This is a genomic window from Kitasatospora sp. NPDC002543, assembly GCF_053594915.1.
This window is the reverse complement of sequence record NZ_JBSFWR010000089.1, coordinates 20,619-36,286: the sequence shown is the minus strand read 5'-3', so window position 1 is coordinate 36,286 and position 15,668 is coordinate 20,619. Positions and strand designations below refer to the sequence as shown.

Here is a 15,668-nt window from a genome sequence, read left to right as displayed (position 1 = left end):
GCGGCCGTCGGTGCCTCGCGCGCCGCCGTGGACGCCGGCTGGTACCCGCACAGCAGCCAGGTCGGCCAGACCGGCAAGCAGGTCTCCCCGCAGCTCTACATCGCGGCGGGCATCTCGGGCGCCATCCAGCACCGGGCCGGCATGCAGACCTCGAAGACCATCGTGGCCGTCAACAAGGACCCCGAGGCCCCGATCTTCGAACTGGTCGACTACGGCGTGGTCGGCGACCTCTTCCAGGTGCTGCCGCAGCTCACCGCCGAGGTGAAGGCCCGCAAGGCCTGATCCCCGCGCGACAGCGGAGGGCGCGGTGCCGGGTGACCGGTGCCGCGCCCTCCGTCGTCGTACGGTCCCCGCGCCCTTCGTCCTCCCACCGTCGCCCGGCGCTCCCGGTGCCCCGCCGCCGGCCGCGGCGCGGGTCGTTCCCCGGGTGCGGCGTGCCCGGACCGGGCGTCCCCGGCGCGCGGCGGGCGGGGCGGCGGCCCGTAGAGTCGGCGCCGGCGCGTGACGCGAGGCGGACGCGCGCCGCGAGCGCGTGGCGCACGGGCGCGGCGCGGTGGTGTGGGACGAGGCGAGGACGGTGGCATGGCACTGCTGACGGCACTTCAGGGCGGTTTCGGCGACGCGGCGGACGCGCTGCGGATCGACGGTCGGGCGCTCTCCCGGGAGGACCTGCTGGGCGCGGCGACCGCCGTCGCCGACCGGGTGGCCGGCGCCCCGGCGCTCGCGGTGCTCGCCCGCCCCACCCTCGAGACCGTCACCGCCGTGGTCGGCGGCCTGCTGGCCGGTGTCCCGGTGGTGCCGCTGCCGCCCGACTCGGGGCCCAAGGAGCGGGAGCACATCCTGCGCGACTCGGGCGCGGCACTGCTCGCGCACGCGGCCGGGGAGACGCTGCCCCGGGACGTCCCGGTGGCGGGGCTGCCGGTCGACCCGGCGCAGCGCTCCGCCGCCACCCACGCCGAGCCGGCCGCCGGGTCGACCGGCTTCGTGCTCTACACCTCGGGCACCACCGGCGCGCCCAAGGGCGTGGTGATCCGGCGCGAGGCGATCGCCGCCGACCTGGACGCGCTCGCCGCCGCCTGGCAGTGGACCGCCGAGGACACCCTCGTGCACGGCCTGCCGCTGTTCCACGTGCACGGGCTGCTGCTCGGCGTGCTCGGCGCCCTGCGGACCGGCAGCGGACTGGTGCACACCGGCCGGCCCACCCCGGAGGGGTACGCGGCGGCGGGCGGCAGCCTGTACTTCGGGGTCCCCACCGTCTGGTCCCGGCTGGCGGCGGATCCGCGGGCGGCGGCCCGGCTAGCGCCGGCCCGGCTGCTGGTCTCCGGCAGCGCGCCGCTGCCCGTCCCGGTGTTCGAGAAGCTGGCGGCGCTCACCGGGCACGCCCCGATCGAGCGCTACGGGATGACCGAGTCGCTGATCACCGTGAGCACCCGGGCGGACGGCGAGCGGCGCCCCGGCAGCGTCGGGCTGCCGGTGGACGGGGTCCGCACCCGGCTGGTCGGCGAGGACGGCTCGCCGGTGCCCGCCGACGGGGAGAGCGTCGGGGAGCTCCAGGTCTGCGGCCCGACGCTGTTCAGCGGCTACCTCAACCGGCCGGACGCGGACGCCGAGGCCTGGACGGCGGACGGCTGGTTCCGCACCGGCGACGTCGCGGTGATCGGGCCGGACGGCTTCCACCGGATCGTCGGCCGCGCCTCGGTGGACCTGATCAAGAGCGGCGGCTACCGGATCGGCGCGGGCGAGGTGGAGGCCGCGCTGCGCGACCACCCGGCGGTCGCCGATGCGGCGGTGGTCGGCGTGCCGGACGAGGACCTCGGACAGGCGATCGTTGCGTACGTCATTCCGGACGGTGCCGTGACGGGGGACCAGCTGACGGCCTTCGTGGCGGAGCGGCTCTCGGTGCACAAGCGGCCGCGCCGGGTCGTCCTGGTGCCCGAACTGCCCAGGAACGCCATGGGGAAGGTGCTGAAGAAGCAGCTGCTGACGGAGGCCGGCGGTCGCTGATGAGGGGGCGTCGGACGCCCTCCATCGATGACGGGTGTTCACCCTGATGCGCCGTCGGTGCTCACCACCGGTGACCCTTCCATTGGCGCACTCCACTGCGCGCGGTGAGCGGACGCGTGCCTAACGTGACACGCGGGCAGAACCGAACCCCTGGGCGACACGCCGCGGCTTCCGGTCGCAGGACCGGAAGCCGCGGCGTGCCGGGCGGGGGATCTGCCGGCAAGCACGGCCAGTCCTGGCCGGTCACAGCAACCGCTGCAATCCGCAGCGGCCCGCAGCAGTGAAGGAAGTCAGCACGATGACCACCGTCAACACCGGCGCGCCGGAGGCCGCCGGCGAACCGACCGGGCAGCAGCACGCTGCCGCCGTCCGCCCCTCCCGTCCGTCCCGCACCGCGAGGCTCCGTCGGGGGATAGGCATGGTGGCCGTGATCGCGACCGGGACGGGCGTGATCGGCCTCGGCACCGGCGTCGTCCCCGCGGCCGCCGAGTCCGCCCCGGCCCACGCCGGGTGGGACGGCTCCCGGTACTGGTTCAAGAACAGCCAGGGGCAGTGGCGCTGGACCTCGCACTACAGCGTGTACGCGGCCCGCACCGGCGGGGGCTCCGCGTCCGCCGCCAAGGCCTCGACCAGGTCCTCCGGCGGGATCCAGGAGGGCTGGGACGGTTCCCGGTACTGGTTCCGCAACAGCAAGGGCGAGTGGCGCTGGACCTCGCACTACGACGTCTACCTGGACCGCACCGGCAACGGTCCGTCCTGGCCGGAGTCCGGGGGGTCCGGCTACGTCGACGACTCGGTCGCCGAGGACCGGGACGTGGAGACCGCCGTGCAGTTCGCCCTCTCCCAGCTGGGCGTACCGTTCCGGCGGGCCGGCAACGGGCCGGACGGCTACGACTGCTCGGGCCTGGTGCAGCAGTCCTTCCGGCGCGGCGGCATCTCCCTGCCGCGCGTGGCCAACGACCAGTACGCGGCGACCACGCCGGTGACCGCGAGCCAGCTGCGCCGCGGCGACCTGCTGTTCTGGTCGCCGGACGGGACGACCCGGGGCATCCAGCACGTGGCGATCTACCTGGGTGACAACAGGTACGTCGAGGCCGCGCGGCCCGGGACGAACGTCCGGACCTCGGGGATCAGCAGCGGCTACTACCCGTCGTTCATGGGGCGCCCGTAGCGGAGCCGCCCGTCCGCCGGGGGCGCCGGGACCGCCCGGTGCCCCCGGCGGGCGTCGCGCGGGCGTCGCGCGGGCTTGCGTGGGCTTGCGTGGGCTTTGCGTGGGCGGCCGGTGGCTCCCGACGCGTGGTCAGAGGTCCGCCGGGCGGGGCAGGGCGCCGCGGGCGCCGAGGCCGGTGACGGCGAAGGCCCCGGCGGCGACGGCGGTGGCGGCCGCGTCGGGCAGCGCGGCCCCGCGGGCGAGCGCGGCGGCGAGGGCGCCGCAGAAGGCGTCGCCGGCCCCGGTGGTGTCGACCACCCGGACGGCCGGGGCGGGCAGCCGCGCCGACGTCCCGTCCACGACGACCAGCGCGCCCTCTCCACCGAGGGTGACCACGGCGCCCTCGGCGCGTGCGGCCAGCAGCCGGGCGGCCTCGGCGACGTCGTCGGAGCCGGTCAGCTGGCGGGCCTCGACGGCGTTCGCGACGACCAGTGGGCGGCGCCCGGTGGGGCCGGCCTCCGGCAGGGTGCCGGCGGGGGCGGTGTTGTGCAGCCAGCGGGTTGCGCCCGAGGGGCCCGCGGCGGGCAGCGCGGCGGCGGTCGCGCGGATGCACTCCGCGGGGACCTCGTTGCTGGTGAGGACCACGTCGACGGGGAGCAGCCGGAGGCGGAGGAGCGCGGCGGTGACCTCCTCCGGGGTGAGGTGGGTGTTGGCACCGGGGACGACGACGATGCTGTTCTCGCCGGAGGGGTCGACCATGACGATCGCCTGCCCGGTGGGGGCGTCCGGGTGGGTGAGCAGGGCGCCCGTCTCGACCTGCGCGCCCTGCAGGTCGGCGCGCGCCGCCGCGCCCTCGGCGTCCCGCCCGACCTTGGCGACCAGATGCGTCGCGGCCCCCATCCGGGCCGCCGCCACCGCCTGGTTCGCCCCCTTCCCGCCGAAGCCGCGGTCGGCGACGGTGGCGAGGACGGTCTCGCCGGGGGAGGGGAGCGCCGGGCAGCGCAGGATGCGGTCGGTGTTGACCGAGCCGATGACGACGACCCGACCGGCGGGGAGCAGCTTCATCGTTCCTCTGTACGCGCTGGGGCGGGGGCGGGGCAAGGAGGCGGGCGGTGTCGGGTGCCGGGCAGGTGTCGGTGGGCGGGCCCGGGGCGCGCGACGGTCGAGGGGGAGCCGGGCGCGAGGCGTGCACGCGGGGCACGGAGCCGGATGGGTGCGGAGCGGGAGCGTGGGGCGGGTGAGGCCATGCGACCCATGGGCTGCCTGTGCCCCAGTGGTGGGGAAGGGGTGCAATTTTGATGCAGACCGGTCTGCATGTTTCCTTGCGTGCGCCCCTGACCTGGGCACATGCCGCTGTCACGGGTCAGTCCCGGGCGTGCGGGCGGGCGCGCCGGGGAGGCATGGGGAGCGGCGTGGCGCGGGTACCACCACGGGTGGCGCTGGTTCGACCGACGGGGGCGCTGCCCGGTGCGAACGGCATCGGGGGAAGTCGAGGGCAGGGGACGTTGTGATCGTCTGGGTCAATGGCACATTCGGGGCGGGCAAGACGAGCGCCTGCCGCGAGCTGGTGGAACTGCTGCCCGGGAGCGTGCTCTTCGATCCCGAGCTGGTGGGCTTCGGTCTGCGCCGGATGCTCCCGGCCGACCGGCTGGCGACGGTGTCCGACTTCCAGGACCTGGCGGCCTGGCGCCGGCTCGTCCCCGAGACGGCCGCGGCGCTGCTCGGCGAGGTCGGGGGCCCGCTGGTGGTCCCGATGACCCTGCTCAGGGAGGACTACCGGGACGAGATCTTCGGCGACCTGGCCTCGCACGGGATCGCGGTGCACCACTTCGTCCTGGACCCTGAAGAAACGATCCTGCGCGACCGCATAGCCCGACGCGACGAGTGCCCGGGCGATCCGGAGGGCAGCGAGCGGGTCCGCGCCTGGTGCCTCGAACACCTGCCCCGCTACCGCGCCGCCCGCCGTTGGCTGGTCGGGGACGCCCGGATGATCGACACCGGCGCGCTCTCCCCCCGGGAGACCGCGCACCGGATCGCCGAACTGGTCCGGGTCGGCGCCGCCCGCTGCCCGATCGTCCAGAGCCCGGACCCGACCGGGGACACCGTGGCCTCCGCCGTCCTGTTCTTCGACGAGCAGGACCGCGTCCTGCTGGTCGACCCGGTCTACAAACCCGACTGGGACTTCCCCGGCGGCGTGGTCGAACGCGGCGAGGCCCCCACCGACGCCGCCCTGCGCGAGACCGCCGAGGAACTGGGCCTGCGCCTGGACCCGTCCGCGCTGCGCCTGCTCGCCGTCGACTGGGAGCCGCGCACCGGCCCGCGCCGCGGCGGCCTGAGACTGATGTACGACGGCGGCCTGCTGGACGCGCGGGGCCGGCAGGATCTGCTGCTCCAGCAGGAGGAGCTGCGCAGCTGGCGCTTCGTCACCCTGGACGAGGCCGGGGAGCTGCTGCCCCCGGGGCGCTACCGGCGGCTGGCGGCCGCGCTGGACGCGCGGCGGAGCGGCGAACTGCGGTACCTGGAGGCGGGGAGCCGGGTGGCCGTCGGGCTGGCGAGCACGGCGGACGCGGCGTAGCGGGCGGTCCGGGCGCGGGGGCCGGGGCGGCGGAAGGGCGGCGGAAGGGCGGCGGTGGGCCGGCGCCCGGTTCGCGAGCGGCCGCCCGGGTGCGCGGCACCGCCGCCCCGGGCGGGAGGATGGAGGCATGCCGTTCACACTGAGCCATCCCGCCGCCGTCCTGCCCCTGCTGCGTGCCGCGGGCGCGCGCGGGCCCCTGGTGGCGTCGGCACTGGTCGCCGGGTCGATGGCACCGGACGTGCCGTTCTTCGCCGAGTCCCTGCTGCCCGGGGTGTACGGCCACGGCGGGCTGACACACCGCTGGTGGGCGGTGCCGACACTGGACGTGGCGATCGCCGGGGCCCTGGTGGCCGGCTGGCACGGACTGCTGCGCGCGCCGGTGGTGGCGCTGCTGCCCGAGCGCTGGGCGGGCGGCGCCGAGGCGCTGACCGCCCGGCGGGCCGGCGGCACCCGGGGCCCCGGAGACGCCGGTGCGGTCGGCGCCGCGGTCGGCGGTGCGGCGTGGTTCGCGGCCTCGGCGGCGATCGGAGCGGCCACCCACGTGGGTTGGGACGCCTTCACCCACGGAGGCCGGCTGGGTACGCGGCTGCTGCCCGTACTGGACCGGTCGGTGGCCGGGGTCCCGCTGTACGAGGCGCTGCAGTACGGCAGTTCGGCGCTCGCCCTGGTGGTGCTGGGCGGTCGGGCGGCGGGTGCGGTGCGGGCCGTCGAGCCCGTGCGGCCGGCCGTGCGGCTCTCGCCGCGAGGCCGGCGGGCCGCCGTCGCGGCGCTGGGCGCGCCCACCGTCGCCGGGGTGCTGCACCGGCTCGGCCCGCTGCGGCGGAACCTGGTGCCGGAGGTCTGCTTCGGCGCCGGTGCCGGGCTGGTGGCGGGCGCGGTCGGGTACGCGGCGGTGCTGGCGGCCGCCCGCCGGTTGCGCGGCGGGCGGCCGGAGGCCCCTCGGGAGACCCTTCGGGACGTCGCTCCGAACGACCGTCAGACGGAGCGCAGTTCGGCGTAGCGGCGGAGGAACAGCGCCTCGGTGAGGGCCATCCGCTCCAGCTCCTGCGGGTCGACGCTCTCGTTGACCGCGTGGATCTGGGTGGTCGGCTCCTCGACGCCGATCAACACGATCTCGGCCTGCGGGTAGAGCGAGCGCAGCGTGTTGCAGAGCGGGATCGAGCCGCCCTCGCCGGAGGCGACCATCGGGGTGCCGAAGGCCTCGGCCATCGCCTCGCCCATCGCCTCGTACGCCGGGCCGCTGGTGTCGGCGCGGAACGGAGCGCCGTTGCCCTGGCGCTCGACGGTGAGCCGGGCGCCGAGCGGGACCTGCGCCTCCAGGTGGGCGATCAGCGCGTCCTGGGCGGCCAGGGCGTCCGTGCCCGGTGCGACGCGCAGGCTGATCAGGGCCTTGGCGGTGGCCTGGACGGAGGAGGTGGCGCCGATCACCGGCGGGGCGTCGATGCCGAGGACGGTGACCGACGGGCGGGCCCAGAGGCGGTCCGCGATGGTGCCGGTGCCGGTCAGGGCGACGCCGTCGAGCACCTTGGCGTCGGCGCGGAACTGCTCCTCCGGGTACTGCACGCCCTCCCAGGCCTGGTCGGTGGTCAGACCGGCCACCGCGACGTCGCCGTTCTCGTCGTGCAGCGAGGCCAGCATCCGGACCAGGGACTGCAGCGCGTCCGGGGCGGCGCCGCCGAAGGCCCCGGAGTGGAGGTTGCCGGCCAGCGTGCTGACCGTGGCCTCGACGACCGTCATGCCGCGCAGCGAGGCGGTCACGGTGGGCAGGCCGGGGGCGAAGTTGCCGGTGTCGCCGATGACGATGGCGTCGGCGGCGAGCAGCTCGGGGTGGGCCTCGGCGTAGCGCTCCAGACCGCCGGTGCCCTGCTCCTCGGAGCCCTCGACGATGATCTTCAGGCCGACCGGGTAGGCGTCGCCGTGGACCTGACGCAGCGCCCGCAGCGCCGTCAGGTGCATCAGGATGTTGCCCTTGCAGTCGGCGGCGCCGCGACCGTACCAGCGGCCGTCGCGCTCGGTCAGCTCGAAGGCGGGGCTGTGCCAGCCGTCCTCGTCCAGCGGCGGCTGGACGTCGTAGTGCGAGTAGAGCAGCACGGTCGGCGCGCCCTCGGGGCCGGGCAGCTCGCCGTAGACGGACTGGGTGCCGTCCGGGGTGTCCAGCAGCCGGATGCCGGTCAGGCCCTCGGCGGCGAAGGCGTCGGCGACCCAGCGTGCGGCCTTCTCGCACTCCTCGACCGGGAACTGACGGGGGTCGGCGACCGACGGGAAGGCGACCAGCTCGGCGAGATCGGTGCGGGCACGGTCCATCAGGGACCGGACGGCGTCGGCCAGGGGCTGTGACATCGGGGCTCCGAGGGGGCGGTCCGCCCAGGGGTGGTGCGGGCGGAGGAGACGGGTTGCGGTAGTGCCGATCATAGGCGGAGCGGAACAGGGGACTCCGAGGGTGTGCCGCCCCCGGGCGGACCCGGGGAGGCCGGGCGGTGCGGGTGACGGGTCGGTGCGGGGGACGGGGCGGCGCGGGTAACGGGTCGGTGCGGGGGACGGGGCGGCGCGGGTAACGGGGTGGTTCCGGTGAGGGGCGGCGCGCTCGACCGGTGCGGCCGGACGCATAGGATTGCTCGACGTGACTGACTCCGGAAGCTCCGATTCCCGCAGCCCGCTCGACAGCCCGGCCGAGGACGGTCCGACCGACGACGCGGCCGCCCCGCTGGACGGCGTCTGGGACGTCGTGGTGGTCGGCGCCGGCCCCGCGGGCTCCTCGGCCGCGCACGCCGCCGCGGCCCAGGGCCGCCGGGTGCTGCTGCTCGACAAGGCCGAACACCCCCGGTACAAGACCTGCGGCGGCGGCATCATCGGCCCCTCCCGGGACAGCCTGCCGCCGGACTTCCGGCTGCCGCTGCAGGACCGGGTGCACGCCGTGACCTTCGCCTACGACGGGAAGTACACCCGCACGCAGCGGTCCAAGCGGATGCTGTTCGGCCTGGTCAACCGGGACGAGTTCGACCTGCGCCTGGTGCAGGCGGCCAAGCAGGCCGGGGCGGTGCTGGTCACCGGAGTGACCGTCACCGGTGTCGAGCAGCGCGGCGGCGAGCACCGGACGGCCGTGGTCACGGCGGCCGACGGGCGCACCTTCGAGGCCCGCGCGGTGGTCGGCGCGGACGGCAGCGCGAGCCGGATCGGCCGGCACGTCGGCGTCACCTTCGACCAGATCGACCTCGGCCTGGAGGCGGAGATCCCGGTGCCGGCGCAGGTCGCCGCCGACTGGGCGGGCCGGATCCACCTCGACTGGGGCCCGCTGCCCGGCAGTTACGGCTGGGTGTTCCCGAAGACCGAGACCAGCAGCCTGACCGTCGGCGTCATCTCGGCGCGCGGCGACGGCGAGCGGACCAAGCAGTACCTCGCCGACTACATCCGCCGGCTCGGCCTGTCCGGTTTCACCCCCCGGGTCGAGTCCGGGCACCTGACCCGCTGCCGGACCGAGGACTCGCCGCTCTCCCGCGGCCGGGTGCTGGTCGCCGGGGACGCGGCCGGGCTGCTGGAGCCGTGGACCCGCGAGGGGATCTCGTACGCGCTGCGCTCCGGCCGGCTGGCCGGCGAGTGGGCGGTGAAGGTCGCCGAGGCGGGCAGCGCGGCGGCGGTGCGGCGCGAGGCGCTGAACTACGCGTTCGCGGTCAAGGCCGGGCTGGGCGTGGAGATGCGCGCGGGCAAGCAGCTGCTGGACGCCTTCGAGCGGCGGCCGTACCTGTTCCACGCGGCGGTCTGCCTGGTGCCCGCCGCCTGGCGGGCCTTCGCCCGGACCACCCAGGGGCACACCTCCTTCTCCCAGGTGCTGCGACAGCACCGGGCCGCGCGGCGGCTGATGGCGATGGCCTCGCGGTAGCGGCCGCACGGCCGACGTGGCGCGGGCCGGCGCCCCTCCCCACTGCGGGGAGGGGCGCCGGCCCCGACGTCCGTGGTCGGCTGGTCAACCGGTCAACCGGCCGGCCGCCCGGGCCGGGCGGGGTCCTGGCCCGAGCCCGGACGGGGGCCGGGCGGACTACTTGAGCCCGGTGTCCAGCGCGGACATCAGGGTGCCGGACGGGGTGTCGCCGGACATCTCCCAGATCATGCCGCCGAGCAGGTTCTTCGACTTGAGGTAGGCGGTCTTCTGCGCGATCGACCAGGCGTCGTCGAAGGTCCACCACTGCCCGCCGGCTCCCGTGTAGCCGTACGTCGCGACGGACTTGGGGTCGTGGTAGACCTTCAGGTTGGAGAGGCTGGTGATCAGGTTGTTGTACCCGCGGGTACCGGCCTCGTCGCTGAACTGGCCCGGTGCGGCGCCGTTCGCCGACTGCCAGGCGCCGTTCGCGCCGCCGTCCGCGACGCTCTGCCAGCCGCGCCCGTAGAACGGGAAGCCGATGGTCAGCTTGCGCGGGTTGACCCCGGCGTTCAGGTAGGTCTGGACGGCCGCGTCGATGCTGAAGTGGTTGGGGTAGGGGTCGTTCGGGTCCTGGTAGAGGTTGGAGGCGTGGCCGGTGCGGTTCGGCTCCCAGGAGTTGTCGCTGCCCGAGCCGTGGAAGTCGTAGCCCTGGACGTTGGCGATGTCCATCGAGGTGAAGATCTTCGAGAGGTCCCAGCCGGCGGTGACCTTCGCCGGGTCGGCCGGGGTGAAGGCGGTGAGCAGCTTGTGCGAGCCGCCCAACGCGTCGAGCTGCTTGCGGAATTCGGCCATCAGCAGGGTCAGGTTGCCCTTGTCGGCGGGGCTCCAGTGGTTGCCCGGGTGGCCGTCGCCGGAGCCGGGCCACTCCCAGTCGATGTCGAAGCCGTCGAAGATGCCGGCGGCCACGCCGTCGCCTCCGGCGCCGTTGTAGGCGGGCAGGTTGCCCTTGATCCAGGTGTCGACGCAGGACTTGACGAACTTCTGGCGGGACGCGTCGGTGGCGGCGACGTCGGAGAAGTACTTGGAGTAGGTCCAGCCGCCGAGCGAGACGACCACCTTCAGGTTCGGGTACTTGGCCTTGAGCTTCTTCAACTGGTTGAGGTTGCCGCGGAGTTTGCCCCAGCCGTCGTCGGCCACGCCGTCCACCGACTGGTCGGCGCTCATCGGCCGGCCGTAGTCCGCGTCGGCGTCACCGGCGCCGGTGCCCTGGTCCGGGTCCTCGGGGTTGCCGGTGGTGCCCTTGGTGACGCCCGCCATGCAGGTCAGGTTCACCGGATCGATGTTCTCGAAGGCGTAGTTGATGACGTCCAGCTTGGCGGCGGCGCCCGAGGTGTCCAGGTTCTTGACGAAGTACTGGCGGCCGTAGATGCCCCACTGGACGAAGTAGCCGACCCGGGCGTACTTCCCGGCGCCCACCAGGTCCGAGGTGGTCACGGCGAGCGGGGCGGAGGCGGGGGAGGCGTTGTCGGCGGCGTCCCGGGCCTTCACGGTGAACGTGTAGGCGGTGGACGGCGAGAGGCTGCCGACGGTCGCGCCGAGCGTGCCGCCGGTGACCGTGGCCACCAGGGTGCCGCCCTGGTAGACGTCGTACGCGGCGACCCGGACGTTGTCGGTGGCGGCGTTCCACGCGAGCGTCACGTCCGTCGAACCGACCGCCGTGGCCCGGAGGTTGCCCGGTGCGGTGGGCGGTGAGGTGTCGGTGGACGGGTCGAAGGTGGACGCCGTGACGGACGGGCTGAGCGGGCCGGTGTTGCCGCGGCTGTCCTTGGCGCGGACGGTCAGGGTGTACGAGGTCGCCGGGGTGAGGCCGCTGACCAGCGCGCTGGTGGACGGGCTGGAGGCGAGCACGGTGCTGCCGCTCAGCACGTCGTAGGAGGTGACCGGGAAGTCCCCGCCGGTGGCGGCCGGCCAGTTCAGGGCGAGCGTGTGCGCGGTGGACTCGGCAACGGTCGGGGTGCCCGGCGCGGACGGCGGGACGTCCGCGGAGCCGTCGCACTTGTCGCCGTTGATGCGGCAGTTGAGCGGGGTGGAGACCGGGCCGTTGCCCACGAACCAGAAGCTGTACGGCTCGGTGGTGCCGTGCGCGTTGACGGTGGAGTTGTAGAACGCCGCCGTGGCGGTGACGTGCCGGCCGTTGACGGTGGCGGTGCCGTTGTAGGTGTTGCCGATGGTGACGCCGGCCGGGAGGTCGAACTCCAGGCTCCAGCCGCTCACCGCGGTCGCGTTGTCGTTGTGGACGATGTAGGTGCCCTGCCACCAGGAGCCGTTGTCGGCCGTGGTGAAGGTGGCGGTGAGCTTCCCGGCGGCGTTCGCCGGGGTGGCCAGCGCGGTGAGCGCGGCGAGCGGAAGGAGCAGGACGGAGAGCAGTGCGAGCAGTCTGCTGCGCACGCGCGGGCGCCCGGCCCGGGATCGAGCGGACATGGTTCTCCCTGTGGCTGTGGGGGTTGAACAGGGTGACGTAGAACCTTGGTTGATCCGTAGGCGATCGATGCCTGCGCCGTGGGGAGGCGAGGCATGGGAACTGTAGGAGGACTGGACCAATGCGTCAACAGGTCTGTACCACTTGGGAGTTGCTCCCGGTGGGCCCCGTCGACCCGTGCCGGTCTCCGCTGCTTCCCGGCGTTCCTCGCCGTCCCCTGCCTGTTTCCGTCCGCTCCCCGCTGCCCTGCTACTCCCGGACGATCGCCAGCGCCTCGATCTCGACCAGCACGTCGGGCCGGAACAGCGCCGCCACCTGCACGGCGGAGGAAGCGGGCGCCGGAGCGGAGCCCAGGTACCCGTCACGGATCTCGCGGACGACGGGGAGGTGGGTGATGTCGGTCATGAAGTAGGTGAACTTCACGACGTCCTCGAACCCGGCCCCGGCGGCCGCCAGGCAGCGGCGCAGGTTCTCGAAGACCTGCCGCACCTGCGCCTTCGGGTCCCCCGCGCCGACCAGGTTCCGGTGCTCGTCGAAGGGGATCTGCCCGGATACCTGGACCAGCCGGCCGCTTCCGGTGACGACCTGGGTGTAGCCGGTGCCGGGCGCGACCCCGGGCGGCTCGGTGATGTGGGTGAGGTGAGAGGAGGTCATGGGACGGATCCTGATCCATGCCCCCGCGGGCCCGCAACCCCGGCCCGGTGCCGTGCGGGGCGCCGGTTCGGTGCGGGGTAGGGCGCCGGTTCGGGGTTGCGGGCGGCACCGGTTGGGTGCGGGGTGCGGCGCCGGGCCGGTGCCGGGTTCGGCGCCGGTCCGCTCTGGCCGAGGGGCGGGTGGGCGTGCCAGAGTCGTCCGGGCGTCGTCCGGGCACCTCCCGGACCGCACCCGCTGTCCGACCCACCCTCAGCCGGAAGGCAGGCCCCGCCGATGACCAGCGCAGCGCCCCTCGTCCACGTCAGCACCGCCGACGCCGTCACCACGCTCACCCTCGACTCGCCGCACAACCGCAACGCGCTCTCCACCCGGCTGATGGCCGAGCTGCACGCCGGACTGGCCTCCGCCGCGGCCGACCCGGAGGTCCGCGCGGTGGTGCTCGGGCACACCGGCAAGGTGTTCTGCGCGGGCGCCGACCTCTCCGAGGCGACCGGAGCGGACCCGACGGTCGGCCCGCGCGGCCTGGTCGAGCTCCAGCGGGCGATCGTGGACTGCGCGAAGCCGGTGATCGCCGTGATCGACGGGCACGTCCGGGCGGGCGGCCTGGGCCTGGTCGGCGCGGCGGACCTCGCGGTCGCCGGACCGGCCTCGACCTTCGCCTTCACCGAGGTGCGGCTCGGCCTCGCCCCCGCCGTCATCTCGCTGCCGCTGCGCCCGAAGCTGGACCCGCGTGCCGCCTCCCGCTACTACCTCACCGGTGAGGTCTTCGACGCCGCCGAGGCCGCCCGGATCGGGCTGATCACCAGCGCCGCCGACTCCGCCGAGTCCACCGGCACGGTGCTGAAGGGACTGCTGGACGCGCTGCGTCTGGGCTCCCCGCAGGGACTGGCGGAGTCCAAGCGGCTGGCCAACGCCGAGGTGGTGCGCTCCTTCGAGCGGGACGCGGACGAGCTGGTGGAGCTGTCGGCGCGGCTCTTCGGCTCGGAGGAGGCGCAGGAGGGGATGCGGTCGTTCCTGGAGAAGCGGCCCGCGCGCTGGGTGCGCTGACGGCGGGACGGCGGGACGGCGGCGCGGTCGCGGAGGGCCGGGCGCGCCGGCCGGTGGCGGATTGCCCCGGGGCGCGTGGGTTCGCCCGGGGGGCGTCGCCGCCCCCCGGGCGTCACGGGCGCTCATCCGCGTCGGCGCCACTACCGGTCACTACCAGCGGACCGCCGCGGCGTCGCTCCAGAGGCCGAGCAGGTCCTGGTCGCCGACGGCCTTGATCCCTCCGGCCCGCTCGGCGGAGAGCCGGTTCCAGAGCAGCAGGTAGAGCTCGTGGGCGGGGCCGGTGACGGTCAGGTCCGCCGGCGCGGAGCTCTCGCCGGTGGTGACGGTCGGCGCCTCCTGGGTGATCGTCAGCCGCCAGGAGCCGGCCCCGTCGGTGGCCCGGAGCTGGAGGGTGCGCAGCCGGTCGCTGCGCAGGATCGAGCGGCTGCCCGTCATGAAGCCGCGCACCAGTTCGTCGACGCCGTCCAGGGCGAGGGCAGTGTCCACGACCGGACCGGGCACCCCGGCGGCGGCGTCGGCGTCGTGGCGGTGAACGGCGGTCTCATGCGCCTGCCGGCGGGCCCAGAAGGCCAGTGGAGCGGGTGCCGGCAGGAAGCTCCAGCACTCGAGGTCGGCGGGCGCCTCGGTGAGGATGTCCACCAGGGCGGCGTGGCCCTCGCGGTACCAGTCGAGCAGCGCGGCGCCCGGGGGCACCGGGCCGATGGCGGCCCGCGCGCCCGCCTCGTCCAGCGGCGCCCGCAGGCCCCGGGACACGATGGCGCCCGCCCAGCGGTGGACGTGGCCGACATGTCGCAGCAGGTCCGCCAGCTGCCACTCCGGGCAGGTCGGTACGGGGGCGGACAGCTCGGTGCGGGCCGCGGCCTCGGCGAGCCGGGTGCCCTCCAGATGCAGCGCGTCGATGTGCTCGGTGATCTCCATGGGACGGAGTCTCCCACCGGGGGCCGACCGCCGGTCGCGGATTTCGGACCTTCCTCCGGGCCGGATCGCGCGTGTCCGCGAGGGCGCGTGGCCGATGCCCTCGTGGCCGTCGTGCGGGGGCGGCTCCCGGGAGTGTGCCCGCGGCCGTTTCCCGTGGGTGCCTCCCGACGGACGGGCGCACGCTACGGGCCGGTAACGTGAGCGCATGCCGATAACCCGCACCCTCGTCTCAGCCGTCAGGACCGGTGGTCGCCGCGCCGCCGGGCGTCTCGTCCACCGGGGTTGGCGCTGGGTGCAGCGGATCGGCGCGGTCACCAACCGCAACCCGGGGCCGTACCGGTTCGGCGAGCTGGGGGACGGCACGACGTTCAGCTTCCCGCTCGGGGCCGTCTTCAACGAGCAGTGGATCACGGTCGGGCCGTTCTCGATCATCGGTGAGCGGGTCACCATCAGCGCCGGGTTCCTGCCCGGGCTGGACCTCGGGCCGGAGCCGATCGTGCGGATCGGCGGCGGCTGCGTGATCGGCCGGGACAGCCACATCGTCGGTCACCAGTCGATCGTCATCGGCGACGACGTGTGGACGGGGCCGGGCGTGTACATCAGCGACCAGGCGCACGAGTACCGGGACCCCGAGCTGCCGATCGGCAAGCAGTGGCCGCGCAACGAACCGGTGGAGATCGGTGCGGGCAGCTGGATCGGCACCGGCGCGGTGATCCTGCCCGGGGCGCGGATCGGCCGCAACGTGGTGGTCGCGGCCGGGGCCGTGGTGCGCGGTGAGGTGCCCGACCACAGCGTGGTCGCCGGGGCGCCGGCCAAGGTGGTGCGCCGCTGGACGGAGGAGGAGGGCTGGCAGCCGCCGCTGCGCCACGACGCGCCGCAGCCGGTGCCGGACGGCGTGACCGCGGAGCAGCTGCGGGCCCTGGTCGGCTGGGACCTGAGGCTGCCGGGAGAACAGGGCTGAGCCTCCGCGCCCGGTCCGTTCCGT

13 protein-coding genes are annotated in these 15,668 nt (G+C 75.0%); 8 read left to right on the top strand and 5 right to left on the bottom strand.

Annotated elements, in window-relative coordinates:
• The 3 genes from ACWD4P_RS29285 to ACWD4P_RS29275 form a co-directional block, all read left to right on the top strand.
• Positions 1 to 282 (top strand): electron transfer flavoprotein subunit alpha/FixB family protein (locus ACWD4P_RS29285; RefSeq protein ID WP_355269736.1); only part of this gene is annotated, 282 nt, incomplete at its 5' end.
• A gap of 300 nt (positions 283 to 582) precedes the next feature.
• A complete protein-coding gene (locus ACWD4P_RS29280; protein ID WP_359831772.1) occupies positions 583 to 2,004 on the top strand; it encodes an acyl-CoA synthetase in 1,422 nt (473 codons plus the stop codon).
• A gap of 298 nt (positions 2,005 to 2,302) precedes the next feature.
• A complete protein-coding gene (locus tag ACWD4P_RS29275) occupies positions 2,303 to 3,175 on the top strand; it encodes a C40 family peptidase (RefSeq protein ID WP_449781694.1) in 873 nt (290 codons plus the stop codon).
• A 129-nt stretch (positions 3,176 to 3,304) separates the two neighbouring features.
• Here ACWD4P_RS29275 and ACWD4P_RS29270 read toward each other — a convergent pair whose 3' ends face one another.
• Positions 3,305 to 4,219 (bottom strand): PfkB family carbohydrate kinase, encoded by a 915-nt coding sequence (locus ACWD4P_RS29270; protein WP_449781693.1) that lies wholly within the window; start codon positions 4,217 to 4,219, stop codon positions 3,305 to 3,307.
• Between the two features lie 442 nt (positions 4,220 to 4,661).
• Between ACWD4P_RS29270 and ACWD4P_RS29265 the strand changes: the two genes are divergently transcribed.
• On the top strand, positions 4,662 to 5,729 hold the full coding sequence (locus ACWD4P_RS29265; protein ID WP_449781692.1) for an NUDIX domain-containing protein: 1,068 nt from the start codon (positions 4,662 to 4,664) through the stop codon (positions 5,727 to 5,729).
• Between the two features lie 127 nt (positions 5,730 to 5,856).
• Positions 5,857 to 6,729: a DUF4184 family protein gene (locus tag ACWD4P_RS29260; RefSeq protein ID WP_449781691.1), complete on the top strand. Its 873-nt coding sequence runs from the start codon at positions 5,857 to 5,859 to the stop codon at positions 6,727 to 6,729.
• Here the strand turns inward: ACWD4P_RS29260 and ACWD4P_RS29255 are convergent.
• The gene (locus tag ACWD4P_RS29255) at positions 6,705 to 8,069 is read right to left on the bottom strand and encodes a M20/M25/M40 family metallo-hydrolase (RefSeq protein ID WP_449781690.1); all 1,365 of its coding nucleotides are present in this window, start codon (positions 8,067 to 8,069) and stop codon (positions 6,705 to 6,707) included. The two genes, ACWD4P_RS29260 and ACWD4P_RS29255, sit on opposite strands and share 25 nt — an antisense overlap.
• A gap of 364 nt (positions 8,070 to 8,433) precedes the next feature.
• Here ACWD4P_RS29255 and ACWD4P_RS29250 point away from each other — a divergent pair, with 364 nt between their 5' ends.
• Complete coding sequence (locus tag ACWD4P_RS29250) at positions 8,434 to 9,606, top strand: geranylgeranyl reductase family protein (protein WP_449781695.1); 1,173 nt, start codon at positions 8,434 to 8,436, stop codon at positions 9,604 to 9,606.
• A 156-nt stretch (positions 9,607 to 9,762) separates the two neighbouring features.
• Here the strand turns inward: ACWD4P_RS29250 and ACWD4P_RS29245 are convergent, their stop codons facing one another.
• Both ACWD4P_RS29245 and ACWD4P_RS29240 read right to left on the bottom strand, forming a co-directional pair.
• Positions 9,763 to 12,066: a glycosyl hydrolase family 18 protein gene (locus ACWD4P_RS29245; RefSeq protein ID WP_449781689.1), complete on the bottom strand. Its 2,304-nt coding sequence runs from the start codon at positions 12,064 to 12,066 to the stop codon at positions 9,763 to 9,765.
• Positions 12,067 to 12,313: 247 nt separating this feature from the next.
• Positions 12,314 to 12,718: a RidA family protein gene (locus ACWD4P_RS29240; RefSeq protein WP_449781688.1), complete on the bottom strand. Its 405-nt coding sequence runs from the start codon at positions 12,716 to 12,718 to the stop codon at positions 12,314 to 12,316.
• Between the two features lie 273 nt (positions 12,719 to 12,991).
• On the opposite strand from ACWD4P_RS29240, the gene ACWD4P_RS29235 reads away from it, so the two are divergent.
• Positions 12,992 to 13,765 (top strand): enoyl-CoA hydratase family protein, encoded by a 774-nt coding sequence (locus ACWD4P_RS29235; RefSeq protein WP_359821781.1) that lies wholly within the window; start codon positions 12,992 to 12,994, stop codon positions 13,763 to 13,765.
• 150 nt (positions 13,766 to 13,915) lie between these two features.
• Here ACWD4P_RS29235 and ACWD4P_RS29230 read toward each other — a convergent pair whose 3' ends face one another.
• Entirely contained in the window at positions 13,916 to 14,683 is a 768-nt protein-coding gene (locus tag ACWD4P_RS29230; protein WP_449781687.1) for a maleylpyruvate isomerase family mycothiol-dependent enzyme, read from the bottom strand.
• Positions 14,684 to 14,888: 205 nt separating this feature from the next.
• On the opposite strand from ACWD4P_RS29230, the gene ACWD4P_RS29225 reads away from it, so the two are divergent.
• Complete coding sequence (locus ACWD4P_RS29225) at positions 14,889 to 15,644, top strand: acyltransferase (RefSeq protein ID WP_449781686.1); 756 nt, start codon at positions 14,889 to 14,891, stop codon at positions 15,642 to 15,644.
• Positions 15,645 to 15,668 lie beyond the last annotated feature (24 nt).

Bases quoted from the DNA above. Each gene is read 5' to 3' on its own strand.
- ACWD4P_RS29280 (WP_359831772.1), top strand. From the start codon at position 583: ATGGCACTGCTGACGGCACTTCAGGGCGGTTTCGGCGACGCGGCGGAC.
- ACWD4P_RS29275 (WP_449781694.1), top strand. From the start codon at position 2,303: ATGACCACCGTCAACACCGGCGCGCCGGAGGCCGCCGGCGAACCGACC.
- ACWD4P_RS29270 (WP_449781693.1), bottom strand. From the start codon at position 4,219: ATGAAGCTGCTCCCCGCCGGTCGGGTCGTCGTCATCGGCTCGGTCAAC.
- ACWD4P_RS29260 (WP_449781691.1), top strand. From the start codon at position 5,857: ATGCCGTTCACACTGAGCCATCCCGCCGCCGTCCTGCCCCTGCTGCGT.
- ACWD4P_RS29255 (WP_449781690.1), bottom strand. From the start codon at position 8,069: ATGTCACAGCCCCTGGCCGACGCCGTCCGGTCCCTGATGGACCGTGCC.
- ACWD4P_RS29245 (WP_449781689.1), bottom strand. From the start codon at position 12,066: ATGTCCGCTCGATCCCGGGCCGGGCGCCCGCGCGTGCGCAGCAGACTG.
- ACWD4P_RS29240 (WP_449781688.1), bottom strand. From the start codon at position 12,718: ATGACCTCCTCTCACCTCACCCACATCACCGAGCCGCCCGGGGTCGCG.
- ACWD4P_RS29235 (WP_359821781.1), top strand. From the start codon at position 12,992: ATGACCAGCGCAGCGCCCCTCGTCCACGTCAGCACCGCCGACGCCGTC.
- ACWD4P_RS29230 (WP_449781687.1), bottom strand. From the start codon at position 14,683: ATGGAGATCACCGAGCACATCGACGCGCTGCATCTGGAGGGCACCCGG.
- ACWD4P_RS29225 (WP_449781686.1), top strand. From the start codon at position 14,889: ATGCCGATAACCCGCACCCTCGTCTCAGCCGTCAGGACCGGTGGTCGC.